At 31.2% G+C, this 22,677-nt stretch carries 18 protein-coding genes; 17 read left to right on the plus strand and 1 reads right to left on the minus strand.

All coding sequences use genetic code 11. The features are described 5' to 3' along the window. The first annotated feature begins 18 nt into the window (after positions 1-18). The 17 genes from ssnA (at position 19) to B3J31_RS16235 (ending at position 21,639) form a co-directional block, all read left to right on the plus strand. The gene (gene ssnA / locus B3J31_RS16155) at positions 19-1,347 is read left to right on the plus strand and encodes a putative aminohydrolase SsnA (RefSeq protein ID WP_346868008.1); all 1,329 of its coding nucleotides are present in this window, start codon (positions 19-21) and stop codon (positions 1,345-1,347) included. Between the two features lie 16 nt (positions 1,348-1,363). Further along, the gene (gene yqeC, locus B3J31_RS16160; protein ID WP_346868007.1) at positions 1,364-2,188 is read left to right on the plus strand and encodes a selenium cofactor biosynthesis protein YqeC; all 825 of its coding nucleotides are present in this window, start codon (positions 1,364-1,366) and stop codon (positions 2,186-2,188) included. Between the two features lie 12 nt (positions 2,189-2,200). Then, positions 2,201-2,782 carry a molybdenum cofactor cytidylyltransferase gene (gene mocA / locus B3J31_RS16165; RefSeq protein WP_346868006.1) on the plus strand — a complete coding sequence of 194 codons (582 nt, stop codon included), beginning with the start codon at positions 2,201-2,203 and terminating at the stop codon, positions 2,780-2,782. 16 nt (positions 2,783-2,798) lie between these two features. After that, complete coding sequence (gene yqeB, locus B3J31_RS16170; protein WP_346868005.1) at positions 2,799-3,620, plus strand: selenium-dependent molybdenum cofactor biosynthesis protein YqeB; 822 nt, start codon at positions 2,799-2,801, stop codon at positions 3,618-3,620. A 195-nt stretch (positions 3,621-3,815) separates the two neighbouring features. Then, the gene (locus B3J31_RS16175; RefSeq protein ID WP_346868004.1) at positions 3,816-5,033 is read left to right on the plus strand and encodes a YgeY family selenium metabolism-linked hydrolase; all 1,218 of its coding nucleotides are present in this window, start codon (positions 3,816-3,818) and stop codon (positions 5,031-5,033) included. A 163-nt stretch (positions 5,034-5,196) separates the two neighbouring features. Continuing rightward, on the plus strand, positions 5,197-6,435 hold the full coding sequence (locus B3J31_RS16180; protein WP_150842415.1) for a threonine synthase: 1,239 nt from the start codon (positions 5,197-5,199) through the stop codon (positions 6,433-6,435). 43 nt (positions 6,436-6,478) lie between these two features. Then, the gene (locus B3J31_RS16185; RefSeq protein ID WP_346868003.1) at positions 6,479-7,957 is read left to right on the plus strand and encodes a pyridoxal-phosphate dependent enzyme; all 1,479 of its coding nucleotides are present in this window, start codon (positions 6,479-6,481) and stop codon (positions 7,955-7,957) included. Positions 7,958-8,110: 153 nt separating this feature from the next. Continuing rightward, entirely contained in the window at positions 8,111-10,750 is a 2,640-nt protein-coding gene (gene xdh / locus B3J31_RS16190) for a selenium-dependent xanthine dehydrogenase (protein WP_346868002.1), read from the plus strand. Positions 10,751-10,824: 74 nt separating this feature from the next. Next, on the plus strand, positions 10,825-12,105 hold the full coding sequence (gene guaD, locus B3J31_RS16195; protein ID WP_346868001.1) for a guanine deaminase: 1,281 nt from the start codon (positions 10,825-10,827) through the stop codon (positions 12,103-12,105). Positions 12,106-12,162: 57 nt separating this feature from the next. Next, positions 12,163-12,747 carry a TetR/AcrR family transcriptional regulator gene (locus B3J31_RS16200; protein ID WP_346868000.1) on the plus strand — a complete coding sequence of 195 codons (585 nt, stop codon included), beginning with the start codon at positions 12,163-12,165 and terminating at the stop codon, positions 12,745-12,747. A gap of 142 nt (positions 12,748-12,889) precedes the next feature. Continuing rightward, positions 12,890-13,729 carry an FAD binding domain-containing protein gene (locus tag B3J31_RS16205; protein WP_150842420.1) on the plus strand — a complete coding sequence of 280 codons (840 nt, stop codon included), beginning with the start codon at positions 12,890-12,892 and terminating at the stop codon, positions 13,727-13,729. Positions 13,730-13,762: 33 nt separating this feature from the next. After that, on the plus strand, positions 13,763-14,230 hold the full coding sequence (locus B3J31_RS16210) for a (2Fe-2S)-binding protein (protein ID WP_414632076.1): 468 nt from the start codon (positions 13,763-13,765) through the stop codon (positions 14,228-14,230). A 13-nt stretch (positions 14,231-14,243) separates the two neighbouring features. Next, positions 14,244-15,491: a xanthine dehydrogenase family protein molybdopterin-binding subunit gene (locus tag B3J31_RS16215; protein WP_346867999.1), complete on the plus strand. Its 1,248-nt coding sequence runs from the start codon at positions 14,244-14,246 to the stop codon at positions 15,489-15,491. Positions 15,492-15,510: 19 nt separating this feature from the next. Continuing rightward, positions 15,511-16,461 (plus strand): xanthine dehydrogenase family protein molybdopterin-binding subunit, encoded by a 951-nt coding sequence (locus B3J31_RS16220; protein WP_346867998.1) that lies wholly within the window; start codon positions 15,511-15,513, stop codon positions 16,459-16,461. Between the two features lie 107 nt (positions 16,462-16,568). Further along, positions 16,569-17,111 carry an ECF transporter S component gene (locus B3J31_RS16225; RefSeq protein ID WP_150842423.1) on the plus strand — a complete coding sequence of 181 codons (543 nt, stop codon included), beginning with the start codon at positions 16,569-16,571 and terminating at the stop codon, positions 17,109-17,111. 242 nt (positions 17,112-17,353) lie between these two features. Continuing rightward, a complete protein-coding gene (locus B3J31_RS16230) occupies positions 17,354-19,279 on the plus strand; it encodes an ABC-F family ATP-binding cassette domain-containing protein (protein WP_346867997.1) in 1,926 nt (641 codons plus the stop codon). A 41-nt stretch (positions 19,280-19,320) separates the two neighbouring features. Next, positions 19,321-21,639, plus strand: coding sequence for an ATP-dependent DNA helicase (locus B3J31_RS16235; RefSeq protein ID WP_346867996.1), 2,319 nt, complete (start codon positions 19,321-19,323; stop codon positions 21,637-21,639). Between the two features lie 84 nt (positions 21,640-21,723). Here the strand turns inward: B3J31_RS16235 and rbr are convergent, their stop codons facing one another. Beyond that, entirely contained in the window at positions 21,724-22,263 is a 540-nt protein-coding gene (gene rbr, locus B3J31_RS16240) for a rubrerythrin (RefSeq protein WP_150842426.1), read from the minus strand. Positions 22,264-22,677: the final 414 nt, after the last annotated feature.

The following is a 22,677-nucleotide window of genomic DNA, read 5'->3' on the forward strand; positions in this document are numbered from 1 at the left end:
TCCATAGGGGGAGTGTGAATGCTACTAGTAGGTAATGGTATAGTTGTAACCAGAGATGATTTAAACACAATTATAGATGATGGATGTATAGTTATAGAAAAAGATAAAATTGTAGAAGTAGGAATTACAAAAAAATTAAAAGAAAAATATCTAGACTATAAATTCATTGATGCAAGAGGAAAATTAATAATGCCGGGTTTTATAAATACACATATGCATTATTACAGTACCTTTGCTAGAGGAATTGCTAATGATAGTCCTCCAGCAAAATGTTTTTTAGATATATTGAAGGGATTATGGTGGAGATTAGATAAAAAGTTAACTCTAGAGGATGTATACTATAGTGCAATAGTTCCAATGATAGATCAAATTAAAAATGGTGTAACAACTTCCTTTGATCATCATTCCAGTCCATATGGTTTAAGAGGGAGTTTATTTACTATTGCGGATGCAGCTAAGGAAGTAGGTATTAGAAGTAACCTGAGTTATGAAACCTCTGATAGAGATGGGGAGAACGTAGTAAAACAAAGTATTGAAGAAAATATTGAATTTATAAAGTATTGTAATAGAGAAAAGGATGATATGATAAAAGGATTATTTGGACTTCATGCATCCATGACTATTAGTGAAAATACCGTAGAGAGATGCCTAACAGCCATAGAGGGTTTAAATACAGGATTTCATGTACACTGTGCTGAGGGAGTTGAAGATGTACATGATTCTATGGAAAAGTATGGTGTAGGCGTAATTGAAAGATGGTATAAAAGAGGGGTTCTTTCTGATAAAACTATGGCTATTCATTGTGTACACATAACTGATGAGGAAATGGATATGCTGAAAGAAAAGAATTCCATAGTAGTTAATAATCCGCAATCTAATATGGGTAATGCAGTGGGAACATCACAAATCTTAAAAATGGCTAAAAAACAAATATTGTTGGGGTTGGGAACAGATGGATACACCTCTGATATTTTAGAGTCTTATAAAACTGGAAGTACTATTCAAAGGCATGAAGCTAAGGACTCAACAGTAGCTTGGGTAGAATTACCACAAATGCTTTTCAAAGGAAATAGAGTTATAACTGAAAGATTTATAGATAATTCCATAGGAATTATAAAAGAAGGTGCATTAGCTGACGTTATAATTGTTGACTATAATCCTCCAACACCTATATATAAAGATAATATAGATAGTCACATTCTATTTGGAATAAGTGGAAGACATGTTGAAACCACTATTGTAAATGGGAAGATTATAATGATGAATAGAAAACTAGTTAATTTAGATGAGGAAAGAATTAGGGCTAGAAGTAGAGAACTAGCAACTGAGGTTTGGAAGAGGTTTTAAAAAGGAGTGAAAAAGGGTGGACATTTTAAATGTTCTTACTGTTACTAAAGGAGAAAAAATATCTATAGTAGGAGCTGGAGGAAAGACCACTCTTATGTTTATCCTAGCAGAAGAGTTGAAAAGAAGAGGAAGAGTTCTTATAACAACAACAACTAAAATATATCTACCTAAAAGAAGTCAATACAATTGTTTAATTCTAAAGGACAGCTTTGGAGATCATATTGATGAAGAAAATAAGTATATTCTAAACGGAAATATAGTATATGTATACTGTGGAAATATAAGTAAAACAAAGGAACCAGATGGTGAAATTCATGTTTATGGTTCTAGTGTTAATGGAGAAAATAAAGTCATTGGAATTGATGATAAAAGTATTTCTAATATACTTAACAATTATGATTATATTTTAATAGAATCTGATGGAGCAAAAGAAAAAACTTTAAAAGCTTGGAAGGAAGATGAGCCAGTAGTAAGTAATTTTACTAGTACAACAATAGGAGTTTTAAGCGGAGAAGCCTTAAATTTAAAAATCCATGATGGAAATATTCATAGGATTGATGAGTTTTTAAAACTTATAAATAGAAGTGTAGGAGATAGTATAAATGAAGAAGATTTGCTGGCTTTAATATTTAAAAAAGAAGGATTATTTAAAAACTCCAAAGGTAGAAGAATTTTATTTATAAATAAGGTAGAAGAAGAGGACTTTAAGAAGTTAGAAAATCTAATAGAATATATAACAATAAAAAATAAAGAATTAAAGTTATTAGACGGAATACTTATTGGAAGTTTATTAAATAAAACATATAGGATTATATATGAAAAATCTAGAGAAAAGCTTTAAGGGGGATTCAATGTGGTAACTGGGATTGTTATGGCATCAGGCCGTAGTACTAGGATGGGAAGGTATAAATTACTATTAAAGTATAAGGGTAAATATCTAATAGAATATGTTTTAGATGCAGTAAATAAAAGTAATTTAGAAGATAAAATTGTAGTAACTGGCAACGAAACAATAGCAGAGTTAGCTCAGACTAGAGATTTAAAAGTAGTTAAAAACTCCCAGGCATATATGGGTCAAAGTCAATCTATAAAACTTGGGTTGAAAGCTGCATCTAAAATTTCTGGATATGCTTTTATTACAGGGGATCAACCTTTTTTAAATGAGAGTCTTATAAATAAACTTATCGAAGAATTTAAAAAAAATCAAGATAAGTTTATTGTACCAATTTATAAAGGTAGAAGAGGAAATCCTGTAATATTTCCATGGAAGTATCGAAATGAACTTTTAGCACTTAATGGAGATTTGGGCGGAAAAACCATTTTAAAAAACCATGAGGATAATATATTTTTTGTGGAAGTAGATGAAGAGTATTTTCTTTGGGATATTGATACAGAAAAGGATTATATAGAATTATTGCAATCAAATTATCATTAAGTAAGGGGACGATTTGGTGATAAATAATAGAATAATTGTAAGAGGTGGAGGCGATATTGCCTCAGGTACTATACAAAAACTTCATAGAAGTGGATTTAAAGTCCTAGTACTTGAGATAGAGATGCCTTCTAGTATTAGAAGAAATGTATCTTTTAGTGAGGCAGTATTTGATGGTGAAACAACAATTGAAGGTATGAAGGGTGTTCTTGTTAGAAACTATGATGAAATACTAGAAGCTTGGGATATGGGATATATTCCGGTAGCTGTTGATAGATATGGAAAGTTCATTGAAACAGTTAAACCTATTGCTGTAGTTGATGCAATTTTAGCGAAAAAAAATTTAGGTACCACTATAGATATGGCACCTATAACCATTGCATTAGGCCCTGGATTTAAAGCAGGTATAGATGTAAATGTAGTAGTAGAGACCATGAGAGGACATAGTTTGGGAAGATTAATATTTGATGGATATGCTTTAGACAATACAGGAGTACCAGGATATATATGTGGTTATGAAAAGGAAAGAGTAATTTATAGTTCTTATGAAGGAAAAATTAAGAATATAAGACAAATAGGAGATATAGTTAAAGCTAACGAAACTATAGCACTAATAGATGATTTAGAAGTAAAAGCTAAAATTGATGGAGTGCTAAGAGGCATTATTAGAGATAACACTTATGTTACAAAGGGGTTAAAAATTGCAGATGTAGATCCAAGGTATGATGAGATAAGTAATTGCAATACTATTTCCGATAAGTCAAGAACTATAGGTGGATCAGTTCTAGAAGGAATATTATATTTTCAATCTATTATACCCTTTTTATCTGTAGCAAAGTAAATAAAAGTTTCTAGTTTATTGGTGTTGCTAAATTTATTTAGTAATATCAATAAATTAGATTATAATACAGGTTAATTGTATTGAATTATATAGGTTTTTATTTGAATTAACTAATTAATTAGTTAGTAAGTATTTAAATTATTGAAATAATGGTTGATAAATAAAATATATTTATATTTAAAGGGGGATTTAATTATGTCAGAAATTACATGCCGAGAAGAAATACTGAAGTTAGCAAAAAACTATAAGGCTGATATGACAAGGTTTTTAAGAGACATGATAGCTATTCCTAGTGAAAGTTGTGATGAAAAGAGAGTAGTTTTAAGAATCAAAGAGGAAATGGATAAAGTAGGTTTTGACAAAGTAGAAATAGACAAGATGGGAAATATACTAGGTTATATAGGACATGGCAAGCATGTAATTGCTATGGATGCGCATATTGATACTGTTGGAATTGGAGATATAAATAATTGGACTAATGATCCATATGAGGGTTATGAAAATCATGAAGTTATTTATGGTAGAGGTGGTTCTGATCAAGAAGGTGGAATGGCTTCAATGGTTTATGCAGGTAAGATAATCAAAGATTTAAATTTAGAAGATGATTACACTCTAATAGTTACAGGTACTGTACAGGAAGAAGATTGTGATGGATTATGCTGGCAATATATTATAAATGAAGACAATATAAAACCAGAATTTGTAGTAATAACTGAACCAACTTCAACTAATATTTATAGAGGGCACAGAGGGAGAATGGAAATAAAAGTGACAACTCATGGAATTAGTTGTCATGGTTCAGCACCAGAAAGAGGAGATAATGCGATATTCAAAATGGGTCCTATTCTTAATGAATTAAAAGAGTTAAATAAAAGATTAATAGATGATCCATTCTTAGGAAAAGGAACTTTAACAGTTTCAGAAATATTCTTTTCATCACCTTCTAGATGTGCAGTAGCTGATGGTTGTACTGTTTCCATAGACAGAAGACTTACTAATGGGGAGACTTGGGAATACGCTTTAGATCAAATAAGAGAATTACCTTCAGTTAAAGATACTAAGGCTAAAGTAGAAATGTATACCTATGAAAGACCTGCCTATACAGGACTTATCTATCCAACAGAGTGCTATTTTCCAACTTGGGTTCTTGAAGAATCACATCCAGCTTGTAAAACTTTAATAGATTCTTATAAAGGGTTGTTTAAGGAAGATCCATTAGTAGATAAGTGGACATTTTCGACTAATGCAGTATCTATAATGGGAAGGTATGGTATACCTTGTGTTGGTTTTGGTCCAGGCCATGAAGATCAAGCTCATGCACCAAATGAATTAACCTGGAAAGATGAACTTGTAAAATGTGCAGCTATGTATGCTTTAATTCCAATTACCTACGTAAAAGAATACTGTAAGTAAGACTCCAAATCTATGATTTGGTTAGTCGCACTTACTCATTCGACGAAGGAGAAGGAGTTTCATTTAATACAACTCCAAATCTATGATTTAGTTAGTCGCACTTATTCATTCGACGAAGGAGAAGGATTTTTAGAGGTTAAGTCAATAAAACTGAGGTGAGATTATGGAAAAAGTTAAGGGATTAGTATGTTCTAAATGTAGTAAGAAAGTTGGAGAAGAAGTAATGTATCACTGCCCAGACTGTGGCATAGAAGGAACACTAGATGTAATTTATAATATGGACTTAGTTAAAAAGGAATTAACTAAGGAACATCTAAAGGAAAATGAAGATAAGAATATTTGGAGATATACTCCTATTCTTCCTCTGGAATCTAGAGAAGGTATAACACCTTTACAAATAGGAGGAACACCACTTTATAAAGCTAATAGATTAGAAAAGTTATTAAATATAAAGAATGTATATGTAAAGGATGAAGGTAGGAATCCTACAGCATCTTTTAAGGATAGAGCTACAGCTATTGGTGTGGCTAAAGCAATAGAGCTAAAAAAAGATATTATGTGTGCAGCATCTACAGGAAATGCAGCTTCTTCTCTTTCAGGATTTGCAGCTTGTATGGGAATAAAAAACTATATATTTGTTCCTAAAAACATTCCAGAGGCAAAACTAACACAACTTCTAGTATTTGGAAGTGATGTAATTTTAGTAGATGGTGATTATGATGTAGCATTTGGATTTTGTTTAGAAGCTGTGAATCATTTTGGTTGGTATAACAGAAGTTGTGCCATAAATCCTTACTTAGCAGAAGGGAAAAAAACTGCTGCTTTTGAAATATGCGAGCAGTTAAACTTTAAGGTGCCAGACAAAGTAATTATGTCTGTGGGGGATGGATGTTCCATATCTAGTGTATGGAAAGGGTTTAAGGAATTTTATGAACTAGGTTTAATAGATCGGCTTCCAACAATGGTATCAGTACAAGCAGAAGGAGCTAATCCAGTTAATAGAGCTTATAGAAATGGAATAAGAGCATTTAATTATATACCACCAGTAACTATTGCAGATAGTATATCTGTAGGAATTCCGAGAAATGGATATAAAGCTTTAAATGCTCTTGAGGAAAGCAATGGGATTGCTATTGATGTCAGTGATGAAGAAATTTTAAGTGCAATAACAACCTTAGCAAGGCAGACTGGAGTATTTGGGGAACCAGCAGGAGTAACTAGTTTTGCTGGACTTAAAAAATTAGTTGAATTAGACCAAATAAGAGAAGATGAAACGGTGATTATTGTAGTTTCTGGTAGTGGTCTTAAGGATATAAAATCAGCTCAACAGGCAGTTAATAAACCAGAATTAATAAAGCCGGATATGAATAAATTGATTGAATATTTAAAATGTTTGTCTTAAATGATAAGGAATTCCTTTATAAAGATTTTGAGGAGGATATAAAATGCATAAATTAATAGATTTAGAAGTTAATGAGGCACAAATTCTAAAAACAGCAGAGATTGCAAAAGAGAGAAATATAATTATTCCTACTATTGCTCAAATGAAGGATCCAAATAAGATACCAGAAGAGATTAAAAATAAACTTGCCGAAACTGGCCTTTGGGATATTGATCCAATCAACTTATTTAGAATATCTTGGTATAATCAGCCAATTAAAGGAGGCGGTTTATATAACACATTACCCAATTATATAGAAATACCACAAGAAATATCAGGAATTAAAGCCAGGATTTTTGCTATGTCAGGAAAATTTTTTCCTATAGGAGCTCATAAAGTTGGAGCAAGCTATGCTTGTCTTGTACCAAGACTTGTAACAGGACAATTTGATCCAAAGTTTCATGAAGCTGTTTGGCCATCAACTGGAAATTACTGCCGAGGCGGAGCTTATAACTCAACATTACTAGGGTGTAAATCAATTGCTATTCTTCCGGAAAATATGAGCAAAGAGCGTTTTAATTGGCTAAAGAGTATAGCTGGAGAAGTAATTGCAACTCCAGGATGTGAAAGTAATGTTAAAGAAATTTATGATAAGACTTGGGAACTCAGAAGAACTAGAGATAATGTTGTTATATTTAATCAATTTGGAGAACTTGGAAATCATCTTTGGCATTATGAAGTAACTGGTAATGCCATGGTTTCTATTATAGAACATGAAAAAGGTGATAATGGAAAAGTGGCTGGTATTTGCTTAACTTCAGGTTCAGCAGGTACTTTAGCAAGCGGGGATTTTATTAAAGATAAATATCCAGGTGCTAAGCTTGCTGTTGGGGAAGCCCTTCAATGTCCAACACTTTTAAATAATGGTTTTGGTGATCATAGAATTGAAGGTATAGGAGATAAGCATGTACCTTGGATTCACAATGTAAAAAATACAGATATGGTTATCGCAATAGATGACAATGATAGCTTAGCTATGTTTAGACTATTCAATGAACCGATTGGTCAACAATATTTAAGATCCATTGGAGTGTCAGAAGAAGTTATAGAAAAGCTTACATGGATAGGTATTTCTGGAGCAGCCAATATAATATCTGCAATAAAATTTGCAAAATACTATGAGCTTGATGAAAATGATATGGTATTAACTGTTCTTACAGACTCAGCAGAAATGTATCAGTCTAGACTTGAAGAAATGAGAAAAGATAGAGGGAATGAATATGAAGAAAAGGATGCTATAGTTGATTATAACAGAAGTATTATAGGTATAAGAACAGATTCTATGGAAGAACTAACTTATGCGGCTAAGAAGAGAATTCATAATTTGAAATATTATACATGGATAGAACAACAGCAATATGAATTAAATGAATTAAATGCTCAATGGTATGACTATGATAATTATTGGGGAAGACTTCATAAAATGGCACCAGAATTAGATAAATTAATAGAAAAATTTAATGAAAAAGTTAAAAACCTGTAAGAAATAAAAGTAAATTTTATAGCCTTGTAGTTAAGCATACATTATAATTAAAATATGCTAGGACCCTGAGTTTATACTATATTTGAGGGGTCCTATTTAGCTATATAATGTGATGGGTAATTTATACATTAGTAAATTATTGGGAGGAAATTTATGTATGAGTTTGTGCTAAACGGAAAAAAAATTTCATTTGAAGAAAATATGAACTTGCTTGAATACTTAAGGGAAGAAGCAAATTTAACATCAGTTAAAAACGGGTGTGGAGAAGGTGCTTGTGGAGCTTGTATGGTTTTAATAAATGGAGTTCAAGGAAGGGCTTGCATAAATACTCTTGAAAAAATTAATGGTAAAGAAGTACAAACTGTTGAGGGTTTATCAGAATTCGAAAAACAAGTATTTTCATGGTCTTTTTCAAAGGTTGGTGCAGTTCAGTGTGGATTTTGTATTCCAGGAATGGTAATTAGTGCTAAGGGATTATTTAATAGAAATTTAAATCCATCTAAAGATGAGATAAAAGCTGCTATTAAAGGAAATGTATGCAGATGCACAGGCTATGTAAAGATAATAGAAGCAATAGAATTATCAGCACAAATTTTTCGGCAGGGAAAACTAAATTTTGATTTAGAACGAAACGGTTCTATAGGAAAATCGTTAACAAGAATTGATGCTATGGATAAAATTTTGGGAACTGCTATATATGTTGATGATATGAAGATTGATGGGCTTGCATATGGTTCCGCATTAAGAACAAAATATCCAAGAGCACTGGTTAAAAAAATTAATATAGATAAAGCTCTAAACCATCCTAATGTTATAACCATATTAACAGCAAAGGATATACCTGGGAATAGATATATTGGACACATTTCAAAGGATTGGCCAGCTTTAATAGCAGTGGGAGAAGAAACTAGATACGTGGGAGATGCTATAGCACTAGTGGCTGCAAAATCAAAAAAGGCTTTAAAGGAAATTTTACAGCTTATAGAAGTAGAATATGAAGAGCTTGTACCACTAACGAAACCTGAAGTGGCTATGAGATATGATGCTCCAAGAATTCATCCTGAAGGAAATATATATAGAAGTGAAAGAGTTAGAAGAGGTAATATTGAGGATGCATTAAAAAACTCTAAATATGTAGTTACTAATTCTTATTCAACTCCATTCACAGAGCATGCTTTTTTGGAACCGGAAAGTGCTTTGGCAATGCCGGATGGAGATGGAGTGCTAGTTTATACTGGCTCCCAAGGAATTTATGATGAGCAAAGAGAAATATCAGAACTATTAGGGCTGCCTAAGAAAAAAATAAGGTGTATTAGTAAATATGTTGGAGGTGGCTTTGGTGGGAAAGAGGATATGAGTGTTCAACATCATGCAGCTTTACTAGCATATATTATAAAAATGCCAGTGAAGATTACTTTAAGTAGAAAAGAAAGCATAATGATTCACCCTAAAAGACATGCTATGGAGATTAAAGTAACTACAGCATGTGATGAAGAAGGAAAATTAACAGCTTTTATAGCTAATATAGTTGCCGATACTGGAGCATATGCATCTTTAGGAGGACCAGTATTACAAAGGGCATGTACCCATGCTGCAGGGCCATACAGATGTGATAATGTTGATATTACTGGAACCGCAGTTTATACTAATAATCCACCTGCAGGAGCTTTTAGAGGATTTGGAGTAACTCAATCTGTATTTGCAGGGGAATGTAATTTAAATCTTTTAGCTGAAAAGGTTGGCATATCAAGCTGGGAAATTAGATATAGAAATGCTGTAGAACCAGGAGATATACTAACTAATGGTCAGATAGCTGATTCAGGTACAGCAATTAAAGAAACGTTACTAGCTTTAAAAGATAAATATTATGACAATGAAATTGTAGGAATTGCTTGCTGTATGAAAAATAGTGGAATAGGTGTTGGACTTCCTGATATAGGTAGGTGTAACCTAGTCATAAAAGATGGAGTTATCAATGTAAGAACTAGTGCAGCTTGTATAGGGCAAGGCATAAGTACTATAATGACACAGATAATTTGTGAAATTACTGGATTATCACCCAATAAAGTTGCAATAGGTTTTCCTGATACCTTTGATTCACCTAATTCAGGAACAACTACAGCTTCAAGACAGACTTTGTTTACAGGAGAGGCTGTTAGGATTGCTACGATGAAGTTTATGGAAGAAGTGATGAAGCAATATAGTGAAGAAAATTTAATAAACCATACAAAAGAAAGTTGCATAGAACGTAGTATAATTAGAAAATGGCTCTTAAATAATACAGATAAGGTTTTGAATTTATTAAATGATAGAGAGTTTTATGGAGAATACAGGGGGAGAACAGACCCTATAAATTCTCCAAAGGAAAATCCTGTTAGTCATGTAGCCTATGGGTATGCAACACAACTTGCAATACTTGATAAAAATGGTAAACTTAAAGAGATAGTTGCTGCTCATGATGTGGGAAGAGCAATTAATCCTATAAACGTGGAAGGACAAATTGAGGGGGGAGTTGTTATGAGTTTAGGATATGCTTTAACAGAGGATTATCCACTTAATAATTGCATACCTATAGCTAAATTTGGAACTTTAGGTTTATTTAGAGCTCCAGCAGTTCCTAATATATTACCTATAATAATAGAAAAAAATACTAGTGATTTAGCCTATGGGGCAAAAGGAATAGGAGAAATAACATCTATCCCAACAGCGCCGGCAATTCAAGGAGCTTACTATATGCTAGATCATAAATTCCGAACTACTTTACCTCTAGAAGATACATTTTATAAGAAATAAGAAGAAAAAGAGTTCACTAGGTAGAAAGATTAAATTATAGTTTGAATATGATAATTTAATTAAGGAGGAATGTGATGAGTCAGATTAAAGCAATAAAAGGAAACATTATTTTTACCAAAAACTTTGGAGAATATGAAATAATCGAAAATGGGTATGTGGTACTAGTGAATAAGATAATAAATGGAGTATATGAAGTATTACCAGAAGAACTTAAAAATGCATCAGTAATAGATTATGGAGATAAATTAATTATTCCTGGTTTTGTTGATTTGCACCTTCATGGACCTCAATTTCCTAATTTAGGGTTAGGATTAGACAAGGAATTAATGCCATGGTTAGAGACATATACTTTTCCAGAGGAAGAAAAGTACTGGGATACAACCTATGCAAAAGATGTATACACTAGTTTAGTAAGAGAACTTTGGAAAAATGGAACTACTAGAAGTTGTATATTTGCTACAGTACATCTAGATTCAACAAAGCTCTTAATGGATATCTTAAACCATTCAGGACTCGGTGCTTATGTAGGAAAGGTAAATATGGATAGAAATTGTCCAGAATTTTTAAGAGAAGATTCAGTGAAATCTATTGAAGATACGGAAAACTTTATAAATGAATATGGGGATAAGTATGAACGTGTAAAACCAATTATAACTCCTAGATTTGTCCCAACTTGTACTACGAAATTATTAAGAGGATTAGGTGACTTAGCTGAAAAATATAAAATACCAGTACAGTCACACTTAAGTGAAAATAAAGATGAAATAGAATTTGTAAAATCCTTGCATCCAGAGTATGAAAATTATGCCAGTATTTATAAAGATGCAGGGCTTCTTGGTAATCAACCAACAATTATGGCTCACTGCGTATTACTTGAAGATGAAGAAATAGAAATGCTTAAGCAAAATAAAGTGTTTGTAGCTCATAGTCCAAATTCAAACTCCAATTTAGCAAGTGGTATAGCTCCAATTAGAAAATTTATAAATGAAGGAATACCAATTGGACTTGCTTCTGACATATCCGGAGGACATAGCTTGTCTATGTGCAACGTAATAGTAGACAGTGCACAAGCATCAAACATTAAATGGCTTGAAAGTGGTAAAAAAGAAGCACCACTAAATACAGCTGAATTGTTTTATTTAGCAACTAAGGGAAGTGGAAGTTTCTTTGGAAAGGTTGGTAGCTTTGAAAAAGGTTACGAGTTTGATGCATTAGTTATAGATGATAGTTCATTAAAAAGTTTCAAAAAACTATCAATACAAGAAAGATTACAAAAATTTATTTATACAGGAAATCCTAAAAATATCATTAAAAGGTATGTGGCTGGAAAAATTATAGATGAGCCATATAGGTAAATTAAAAACTATATACTTTTAGATGAAATTAGGGTTAAGTGAGAAAGAAGGTTAATCATGGAAAAAGATGTGGATAAGAGAATACTTAAAGCGGCACTTGAAGTAGTATCTAAGGAAAAAATTAGCGGTACTCGTATGCATATAATTGCTAAGGAGGCTAATATGAGCCAAGCTAACCTACACTATCACTTCTCTACTAAGAATGATATTATGGTAGCATTACTTAATAGCATACAAGAGGAGTTTTCTAAGGGTCGTAAGAACTATATAGATACTGAAGCTAAAACTGTTACTGAAAATATTCAAGGGTTCTTTGAACAGAAAAAAGATGATATTTTAATAAATAAAAAGATGGAATATGCCCAAATTGATTATTGGGTTCAAGGAACTGTAAATGAAGAGATAAGGACTATATTTCAAAATACCTTTAATATCTGGAGAAAGAGTATAGAAGAGACTTTTTCTAAAGAAGAACAAGAAGGAATTGATGATAAAACTATGAGAAATATTCCTTTTGTAATGGTATCCTTAATGCTAGGGGCTTCATTACAGTACTTAATCGACGAAGGAAAATTTGATTTAGATGATTATTTTCAAGTTGCAGAGGAGATGATATTAACGGCATGCAACAAAGCAAAATAAAATAATATCATTACAGTAAAATAAGTCTTCTATATATTTGATATAGAAGATTTTTTTAAAAGAATATATGTAATAAAATTGAATCAAATGAATAAATTGAATAAATTGAATAAATATATATGAATGGGGGTATAGCGTAAAAGTGTTGAAAATTTACAGTCCTAAAACTATAGAAGAAGTTAAAGAATATATGAAAGGTCATTCTAATTTTAAACTGTTAGCTGGGGGCACAGACTTAGTTCTAGACTTTAAAAGAAATAAAGTAAAGTGCGAATCCATAGTTTCCTTAGGAAAAATTTCAGAATTAAAAAGAATAGTAGATGATGAGGATGAAATATATATTGGGGCTATGGTGACTTTTAGTGATTTAATTGAAAATAATATTATAAATAATTACTGTAATTTACTTTTAAATTGTAGTATGTCTATGGGATCACCACAAATTAGAAATGTAGCCACTGTTGGAGGTAACATTTCTAATGGAGGATCAGCAGCTGATATAATACCTTGTATAATTAGTTTAGGAGGAATATTACTTATAGAATCTGAAGAAGCAATAAGAAGGGTAAGTTGTGAAGAATATTTTGAAAATTATAAAGAAGAGAGATTAAAAGAAAATGAAATATTAACTCATATTATTATACCTAAAACACAAAATATAAGTGGCTATTACAAGTTAGGTAAAAGAAATTCTTTAGCCATTTCAAGAGTAAGTGCTGCTGTAAATTTAGAAATAAAAAAAGATAGGATTTGTGCTATAAATATATGTCTTGGAGCAGTTGGAAGATATCCCTTTAGGGCTAAAGAGTTAGAAGAAAGGTCTTTGGGAAAAGATATTAAATGGCTATATTCTGAAGAAGCTTTAGAATATTTAGAAAGTATTGTGGAGAAAAGCATTGAGGGTAGGAAAACTATGCCTTTTAAAAGGGAGGCAATTAAAGGTGTATTTAAAAGAGCCTTAGATAACGCTTTACAGAAGTAGATATAATTTTAAATTATAGAAAAGAGGTATATTGTGGTAGAAGTAAATATAAAAATAAATGGAATTAAATATAAAAGAAATATAAATAGTATGATGAGACTAATAGATTTTATAAGGGACGAAATTAAGCTAAAAGGAACAAAGGAAGGGTGTGGAGAAGGAGAGTGTGGTGCTTGCACTGTTATTCTAGATGGTAAAACTGTGAATTCTTGCCTTTTACTAGCGGCAACTTTAGATGGTTGTGAAATAATTACTATAGAAGGTATTAGTAATGATGGAATACATCCCATTCAAGAAGCTTTTATGGAGGTAGGAGCAGTTCAATGCGGATATTGTACTCCAGGAATGATACTAAGTGCTAAAGCTATACTAGATAAAAACATAGATGCAACTGAAGAGGAAATAAGGGAAAGTATTTCAGGGAATCTTTGCAGGTGTACAGGTTATGACAAAATAGTTCAAGGTATAATTTTAGCTCAAAGCAAGTTGAAAAATAATTAGAGGAGAGGTTGCAATGGAGTCTGTTGGAAGAGGACTTATAAGGCCAGATGTATACAATAAAGTACTAGGTAAATCAATTTATCCTGACGATTTAGAATTTGAAGGTATGTTATATGCTGGAGTAAAAAGAAGTACAATCCCCTATGGAAAAGTTAAATATATAAATATGGAAGAAATAAGAGCTATGGAAAATGTGGAAATGGTCATAGATTATACTATGATACCAGGAGCTATAAGTCATGGTGTTGTATTTAAGGATATTCCTACTCTTGTGAAAGATATAATTAAAAGAGTAGGGGATCCCATAATTATAATAGTTGCTAAAAATAAAGAAGCTTTAAAAGACGCTTTAAATAATGTGAAAATAGAGTATGAAGAGTTTAAGGGCATTTTTAATATTGAGGATGCTTTAAAAGAAGATGCTCCAATTTTAGGTGAAGGAAGTAATTTACTTTATGATTTAAAGATAAAAAAAGGGAATATTGATGATGGATTTGAGGAAGCTAAATATATAGTAGAGAACTGGTATAATACTCCTATGGTAGAACATGCTTTTCTACAGCCTGAGGCATCTGTAAGCAGAGTTGATGAAGAGGGAGTGGTAGAAGTATATGTTGCAACTCAATATCCACATTATGATAGAGAAGAGGTAGCTAGATGCTTAAATATTGAGGAAGAAAAGGTTAGAATTAGAAATATGACTATTGGTGGAGCCTTTGGAGGTAGAGAAGATATTAATCCACAATGTCACGCGGCAATTGCAGCTTATTTGACTCAAAAACCAGTTAAGGTAGTTTATGATAGAGAAGAATCTACTATATCCCATAGTAAAAGGCACCCTATGAAAATTTTCTTGAAAACAGGGGCGAGAGAAGATGGTAAACTTTGTGGGTTAAAAGCTAGAATCTATGGAGATACTGGTGCATATGCTTCATGGGGTATGAATGTATTAAGAAAGGCTGCAGTACATGCTACCGGTCCATATAATATACACAATGTAGATATACGAGCCATGGCTGTATATACCAATAATCCATATAGTGGGGCAATGAGAGGATTTGGGGCAACACAATGTCCTATTGCTACAGAAAGTCAGATGGATATGTTAGCTGAAAAGATTGGGATTCACCCACTAAAATTTAGATATATAAATGCTTTAAAAGTAGGAGATAAAACTGCTACAGGTCAAGTGTTAAAATCAAGTGTAGGTCTTAAAAAATGTATAGAAAAGATTGCAGACCTTGATGGAGTAGAAATTTAAAAGAAGGTGTGAAATTAATATGAAGAACCGTGGTGTAGGGTATGCTACTATATTTTATGGTACTGGATATGGGAATGGGTTTCCTGATGAATCAAGAGCAACGGCAGAACTTAGGGAAGATGGTGAAATTGTAGTATATGTGGAAGTTTCAGATGTAGGTTCTGGTGGTATAAGTGTGATGTGGCAAATTGCTACAGAAACATTAAAAATAGATAAAAATCTAATTAAAGTAATGTATGATAACACTAGTTTTGTAAAAGATAGTGGTACTGCAGCAGCAAGTAGACAAACTTACAATACAGGAAATGCTGTATATGATGCTTGTAAAAAACTTAGAAGTAATTTAAATAAAGGTTTAAGTAGATTAAATGATAACTATATTAATAAAGAAGAAATAAAGTTCCTTTATAAGCAGATGAAAGAAAAGGGAATTCCAATAAAGACAGAAGGTTATTTTAAAGCAGAAACTTCACAAATTGATATGGAAACTGGTGAAGGTAATCCTTATTGGCCTTATACCTTTGGAGCACAGAAAGTTACTATTGAAGTAGATGATGAAACTGGTAAGGTTGACATAATTGAAGTTATAGTTGTAAATGATGCAGGAAAAATAATAAATCCAACTTCGGCAGAGGGTCAGGCACAAGGTGGAGTTGCTATGGGAATAGGTTATGCACTTATGGAAGAAATAGAAATAGAAAAAGGTTCTATAAAAAATAGAAATTTTTCAAATTATATAATACCAACCAGTAAAGATGTACCACATATAGATACTTATTTTGTGGAGGAATTTGAAGAATCAGGTCCTTATGGAGCTAAAGGAATAGGAGAGCCCGTAATGATACCGACAGCTCCAGCTATATTAAATGCCATATATGATGCAGTAGGAGTTAGAATGTATAGCATACCTGTAACATGTGATAAGTTATTATTAACGTTAAAAGAAAAAAAAGGTCAAGTTTATAATTGATTTAATAAGAAAGTATCCATTGTTTTTTATAATGGATACTTTCTGTTTACAACTGTAGTTTTATGATGTATACTAATGTATATACAGCACTAGCGGGAGGATAAAAAATGAAAACAAATCTAAAAAAGATGGTAATTAGTTCATTATTAATAGCTATGTCTATTATAATACCAGTAATATTTGGGCCTTTTCTTAAGGTATATATACCACCATTCACTGCAACCTTGGCATCACACGTACCTATGTTTATTGCTATGTTCTTAGGACCTTTTGAGGCTGCAGTAGTTGGAATTGGTTCAGTGATAGGTTTTTTATTTGCTATAGGAGATCCAATTGTGGCAATGAGAGCATCATCTCATATAGTGGTAGGTTATATTGGAGCTAAAATGATTATGAAAAAAATGTCTTATGGTAAAGTTGTAGCTTTTACAGCACCAATACATGGAATTTTTGAAGGATTAGTAGTACTTATATTTACAGGTAATATAGTATTATCAATTGTTGTAACAGGAATAGGAACTATAATTCATCACGTTGTAGATGGTTTAATTTCTCTTCCAATTATTAGAATAATACAAAAAGGATTAGGAATTAATTTATCTACTATAGGTGAAAAAAAGAAAGAAGAGCCTGAAGATGTAGCGGTATAACACATTTCTTATAGTTTTTTTATGAAAGTTATATTCTTTAGAATAAATTTGATTAGCGATATAGTATAAAGTCCCTATAAATATTAAATATTAAATAAAAACCTTTAGATAATAATAGTATCTAGAGGTTTTTATTTCTTTCTCGATTAGGTATAATGTCCATAGGAAAGGTTTTATAAATAGAAAATATTATAAAAACAAATTAAATAATTAAACATAGTTAAGAATAGAGGATGATACATATGAATTTAATAACACTTGAAAATATATATAAGAGTTATAGTGAAAAACCATTATTAACAGATGTGAAACTAACCATAACATCAGAAGATAAAGTTGGAATAATTGGTGTAAATGGAGCTGGAAAGTCTACATTATTAAAAATAATTGCAGGAATAGAACAAGAGGATTCTGGTGTAATTACAAAGATGAATGGACTGAATATATCTTATTTACCTCAACATATTGAGTTTAATCCAGAGCATAGGATTATTGATCATGTTTTTAATGGTGCTGGGGAAATAATGGAAGTACTAAGAGAGTATGAACATGTATTAGAAGAACTAAAAATCAATAGTGATAACTCAAAGCTGCAACAACAGTTATTTAAGCTTACTAGTAAAATTGACGCATTAGGAGGTTGGCAAATAGAAAGTGAGGCAAAAGCATTACTAACAAAGTTAGGTATAACGGATTTTGATGCTAAAATGGGAAAGCTTTCTGGAGGGCAAAGAAAGAGAGTAGGGCTTTGTAATGTTCTAATAACTCCTTGTGATCTTTTAATATTGGATGAACCTACTAACCACATGGATAATGAAATAATTGATTATATGGAGGAGCTATTACAGAAAAGAAAAGGTGGGGTTATAATGATAACCCACGACAGATACTTCTTAGATAGAATTACTAATAGGATCTTTGAACTAGATAGGGGAGAGCTTTATTCTTATCAAGGAAATTATTCTGTATTTTTAGAGAAAAAAGCAGAGAGAATGCAGCTTATGGAGGCTCTTGAAAGTAAAAGACAGAATCTTTACAGAAAAGAGTTAGCTTGGATAAAAAGAGGAGCTAAAGCTAGATCTACTAAGCAAAAGGCAAGAATTGATAGGTTTGAAGAGTTAAAAGAAACATCCTACAAGATAGATGAAGATAGAATGGATTTAAATACAGCTGGTTCAAGGTTAGGAAAGAAGATATTAGAGCTTTATAATATAAGCAAGGACTTTGGAGACAAAGTAATTATAAAGGATTTTAGTCATATCTTTACAAAGGAAGAACGGATAGGAGTTATTGGAAACAATGGTATGGGAAAAACTACTTTATTAAATATTATAAGTGGAAAATTAAACCCAGATAAGGGGCAAGTCATACAGGGTGAAACTGTTAAGATAGGATATTTTACTCAAGAAAATATAGAATTAGATGGAACTATGAGAGTTATCGAGTATATTAAAGAAATAGCTGAGTATATAACTACAAATGATGGAAGTAAAATTACTGCTTCTCAAATGTTAGAGAACTTTTTATTTGATGGAACCATGCAGCATAGTTTTATATCTAAATTGTCTGGTGGAGAGAAGAGAAGATTATATCTTCTAAGAATACTAATGGAAGCACCTAATGTATTGTTTTTAGATGAGCCAACCAATGACTTAGATATTCAGACTTTAACAATTCTAGAAGACTATTTGGATAGATTTAATGGTACGGTAATAGCCATATCCCACGATAGATACTTCCTAGATAGAATTGCCAATAGAATTTTTAGCTTTGAAGGACAAGGAAAGATTTTAGAGCTTGTAGGAAATTATAGTGATTATAAAGAGTATAGGGATATAAAGGCTGAAGAAGAAGTTGCTACATCAAGTACTAACAAAGAAAAGAAGTATGATGAAAATAAAAATCGTAAAGAAAAGTCAACTAAATTAAAATTTACATTTAAAGAGCAGAAAGAATTTGATACCATAGATGATGAAATTGAAAAAAAAGAGGAAGCTATTGCCTCAGTAGAGACAGAGATAAACCAGTGTGGAAGTGATTTTGTAAAGCTACAACAGTTATTGGAAGATCAAAATAGATTAAAAGATGAATTGAATTTTTTATTAGAAAGATGGGAATATCTAAATGAAATTTTTGAAGAGATGGAAACCCAGAAACAAAATAAGTAAATCCTAGGTTTAATCATGGATATAACTTTTAGGAGAAGAATATGATAGAAAATAATATGAGAATATCTGTTAGAAATTTAATAGAATTTATTTATAGACAAGGGGATATTGATGATAGAATAGGGGGTATTGCATCAGCTCAAGAGGGTACTAGACTTCATAAAGTCATACAAAAGGAACTTAAAGAGCAATGTGATGAATCTGAAGAGAAGACTTATATTAATGAGATGTATTTATCAAAAGAGTTATGCTATAAGGAAATAAATATTATTTTAGAAGGGAGAGCCGACGGTGTTATTATTAGTTCACAGGAAGGTAGTAACACTAGAGTTAAAATAATAGAGATAAAGACTACTATGAAGGATTTACTTACCCTTGAAGAAAATGAGAACTTTCTTCACTGGGCCCAAGGAAAACTATATGGGCATATCTATTGTGAAGAAGAAAACCTAAGTGAAATAGATATAGATCTTATATATTGTCACAGAGAAAGTTTGCATACAAAGACTTTTTCAAAAACTTTTTTAAGGGAAGAACTAAAGGGATTTTTCAATGAAGTGATGGGCAGATATACAAGGTGGATTCATCTTCAAAGTAGTTGGATAGAAATAAGAAACAACTCTATTGAGAAGTTAGATTTTCCTTTTAAAAATTATAGGAAGGGTCAAAGGGAACTAGCTGTAAATATATATAGAACTATTAAGGAGAAAAAAGATATTTACATCGAAGCGCCTACAGGGACAGGAAAGACTATTTCAACAATTTTTCCTGCAATAAAGTCTTTCACTATAAATAATTCAGCTAAGCTTATATATCTTACAGCGAAGAATATTACTAAGGGAGTGGCTGAAAATACCTTAGACATATTAAGAGACTCTGGTATGAGGCTTAGAACATTAACCATTACTGCAAAGGATAAGATTTGTTTTCTTGAGGAAAGAATATGTAATGGCGATGCATGTGAATATGCAAAGGGACATTTTGATCGAGTTAATGACGCCCTATTAGCTATGATAGAAAACAATGAAGTTTTTAATCAACAGATTATTGAGGAGTATAGTAGGCAATTTAAGGTATGTCCTTTTGAACTTTCCTTAGATTTAATTGCTTGGTGTGATTTTATAATAGGTGATTATAACTATTTCTTTGATCCTAAAGCTATGATAAAGAGAATGGCCTTTGATGATACACCATATATGTTTCTTATTGATGAGGCACATAATTTAGTAGACCGTGGAAGAGAAATGTATTCTGCTGAGATAAAAGAAAGAGATTTGAAAGAATTAAAAAAAGAATTTAAATATAAAAATAAAAAACTAATAGGTATAATAAATAAAATAATTAAGCTGCTAAAGGAATATACAATAGGTGAAAAGGGCAATATAATAATAGGTGAAGGACCCGGAGAAATGCTAGTTCTTTTCAGGCTTTTTGCAACAGAAGGTGAAAATTACTTGAAAGAACACAATGGTGAAACTATAGATGATATATTTTTAAATGTATATTTTTCCTTCTTAGATTTTATTAGAATTGGAGAGTTATTTTCAGAGGATTTTGTACTATACTGTAATAATGAAGATATGGATATCCGGATAAAAATATTCTGTTTAAACCCAAGCAATGTAATAAAACAGTGTATAAAAGGTAATATAAGTAATATATTTTTTTCAGCCACTTTGTCTCCAATGAATTATTTTAAAAATCTACTAGGTGGAGATGATAAAAGTTACAGCATAAAACTTCAGTCTCCCTTTCCACCAGAAAATAGAAATTTGATTCTAAAATATGACATTGATACTAGATACAAGTACAGAGATAAGAGTTATTACCCAATCTGTAAATATATTAATGAAACTCTAAATAATCATGAAGGAAACTTTTTAGTATTTTTTCCTTCCTATGAATATATGACAAAAGTATATGAAGTTTACTGTAAGAATTTTAGTGGACATAATATATACTTACAAGAAAGTGTTATGACAGAGGAAGAAAGAGGAGAATTTTTAGAAAGATTTTCTTTAATGGATGAAGATAAAAATAGCAAGGAGAGAACTATTGGTTTTGTAGTTCTAGGAGGGGTATTTTCAGAAGGAATAGATTTAATTGGGGATAGACTTAAGGGAGCAATTATAGTGGGAGTTGGATTGCCTAAAATATCCTTTGAAAGAAAATTAATAGAAGAATATTTTAACGAAATAGGGGAACCAGGATTTCACTATGCGTATACATTTCCAGGGATGAATAAAGTTATACAGGCTATGGGAAGAGTTATTAGAACTGAAGAAGATAAGGGTACCATAATGCTTTTAGATAAGAGGTATAGAAGTGAAATATATCAAAAGTTAATGCCTATAAAATAAGACTTTAATATATATTAAAACATATTAAATAAGGGTATTAAATCCAGAATTAACTCTAGATTCAATACCCTTGTTATTTTAATATTAATAGTTTTTAGCTAATAATTGGAAGTAGCTTTGAGGATGTGCACATACAGGACATGCCTTAGGTGCTTTTTCTCCTTCATAGATGAATCCGCAGTTAGCACACTGCCATACCACTTTTTCTTCTTTTTCAAATACTTTTCCATCTTCAATGTTTTTTAATAAAGCTAAATATCTTTCTTCATGTTCTTTTTCAATTTTAGCTACACCTTCAAATAAGTTTGCAATTTTATCAAAGCCTTCTTCTCTAGCTTCTTTTGCAAAAGTAGCATACATATCAGTCCACTCATAGTTTTCACCAGCAGCTGCATCTTTAAGATTTTCTATAGTATCACCTATGCCATCATGAAGAAGTTTGAACCATATTTTTGCATGTTCTTTTTCATTATTTGCTGTTTCAGTAAAAAGAGCGGCAATTTGCTCATATCCTTCTTTTTTAGCCTTTGAAGCATAAAAAGTATATTTATTTCTAGCTTGAGATTCTCCTGCGAATGCTGTTGCTAAATTAGCTTCTGTTTTAGTTCCTTTTAGATTTCCCATCTTTATTCCCCACTTTCTTATTCTATAACATTACCATTAAAAGTAAGTTATTATTTAATAATTATTATTATCTAACAATTTAAATATAGTGTACCACATAAAAAATGGATTGTAAATAATTATAAATAAATATTAACATTTATTTATAATTTCCGTAATATTTATACTTGTATATTAGGTTTATGAAATTATAAAAAAGAAATTAATAATAGTTAAATGGTACAACCTTAATGAAAACTTCATACTATATAGAGAAGCTATATGTATAGCTTAATAAAATTATAGATTTATAAGTTTTATAGTCATTGATAGAAAACAATATCTAAAGAATAAAGGGTTATTTTGTAATTTGAAATTATAGTTATTAAAATAGGATCATATAGTGTAATTATTAATAACTAATAATTTATGTCA

The organism is Clostridium sp. UBA5988, from assembly GCF_002435615.1.
Lineage (GTDB): Bacteria > Bacillota > Clostridia > Clostridiales > Clostridiaceae > Clostridium_J > Clostridium_J sulfidigenes.

Coding starts and splice junctions, on each gene's coding strand:
- B3J31_RS16185 (WP_346868003.1), top strand. CDS start 6,479: ATGCATAAATTAATAGATTTAGAAGTTAATGAGGCACAAATTCTAAAA.
- xdh (WP_346868002.1), top strand. CDS start 8,111: ATGTATGAGTTTGTGCTAAACGGAAAAAAAATTTCATTTGAAGAAAAT.
- rbr (WP_150842426.1), bottom strand. CDS start 22,263: ATGGGAAATCTAAAAGGAACTAAAACAGAAGCTAATTTAGCAACAGCA.
- B3J31_RS16225 (WP_150842423.1), top strand. CDS start 16,569: ATGAAAACAAATCTAAAAAAGATGGTAATTAGTTCATTATTAATAGCT.
- B3J31_RS16180 (WP_150842415.1), top strand. CDS start 5,197: ATGGAAAAAGTTAAGGGATTAGTATGTTCTAAATGTAGTAAGAAAGTT.
- guaD (WP_346868001.1), top strand. CDS start 10,825: ATGAGTCAGATTAAAGCAATAAAAGGAAACATTATTTTTACCAAAAAC.
- ssnA (WP_346868008.1), top strand. CDS start 19: ATGCTACTAGTAGGTAATGGTATAGTTGTAACCAGAGATGATTTAAAC.
- B3J31_RS16235 (WP_346867996.1), top strand. CDS start 19,321: ATGATAGAAAATAATATGAGAATATCTGTTAGAAATTTAATAGAATTT.
- B3J31_RS16175 (WP_346868004.1), top strand. CDS start 3,816: ATGTCAGAAATTACATGCCGAGAAGAAATACTGAAGTTAGCAAAAAAC.
- B3J31_RS16230 (WP_346867997.1), top strand. CDS start 17,354: ATGAATTTAATAACACTTGAAAATATATATAAGAGTTATAGTGAAAAA.
- B3J31_RS16220 (WP_346867998.1), top strand. CDS start 15,511: ATGAAGAACCGTGGTGTAGGGTATGCTACTATATTTTATGGTACTGGA.
- B3J31_RS16200 (WP_346868000.1), top strand. CDS start 12,163: ATGGAAAAAGATGTGGATAAGAGAATACTTAAAGCGGCACTTGAAGTA.
- B3J31_RS16215 (WP_346867999.1), top strand. CDS start 14,244: ATGGAGTCTGTTGGAAGAGGACTTATAAGGCCAGATGTATACAATAAA.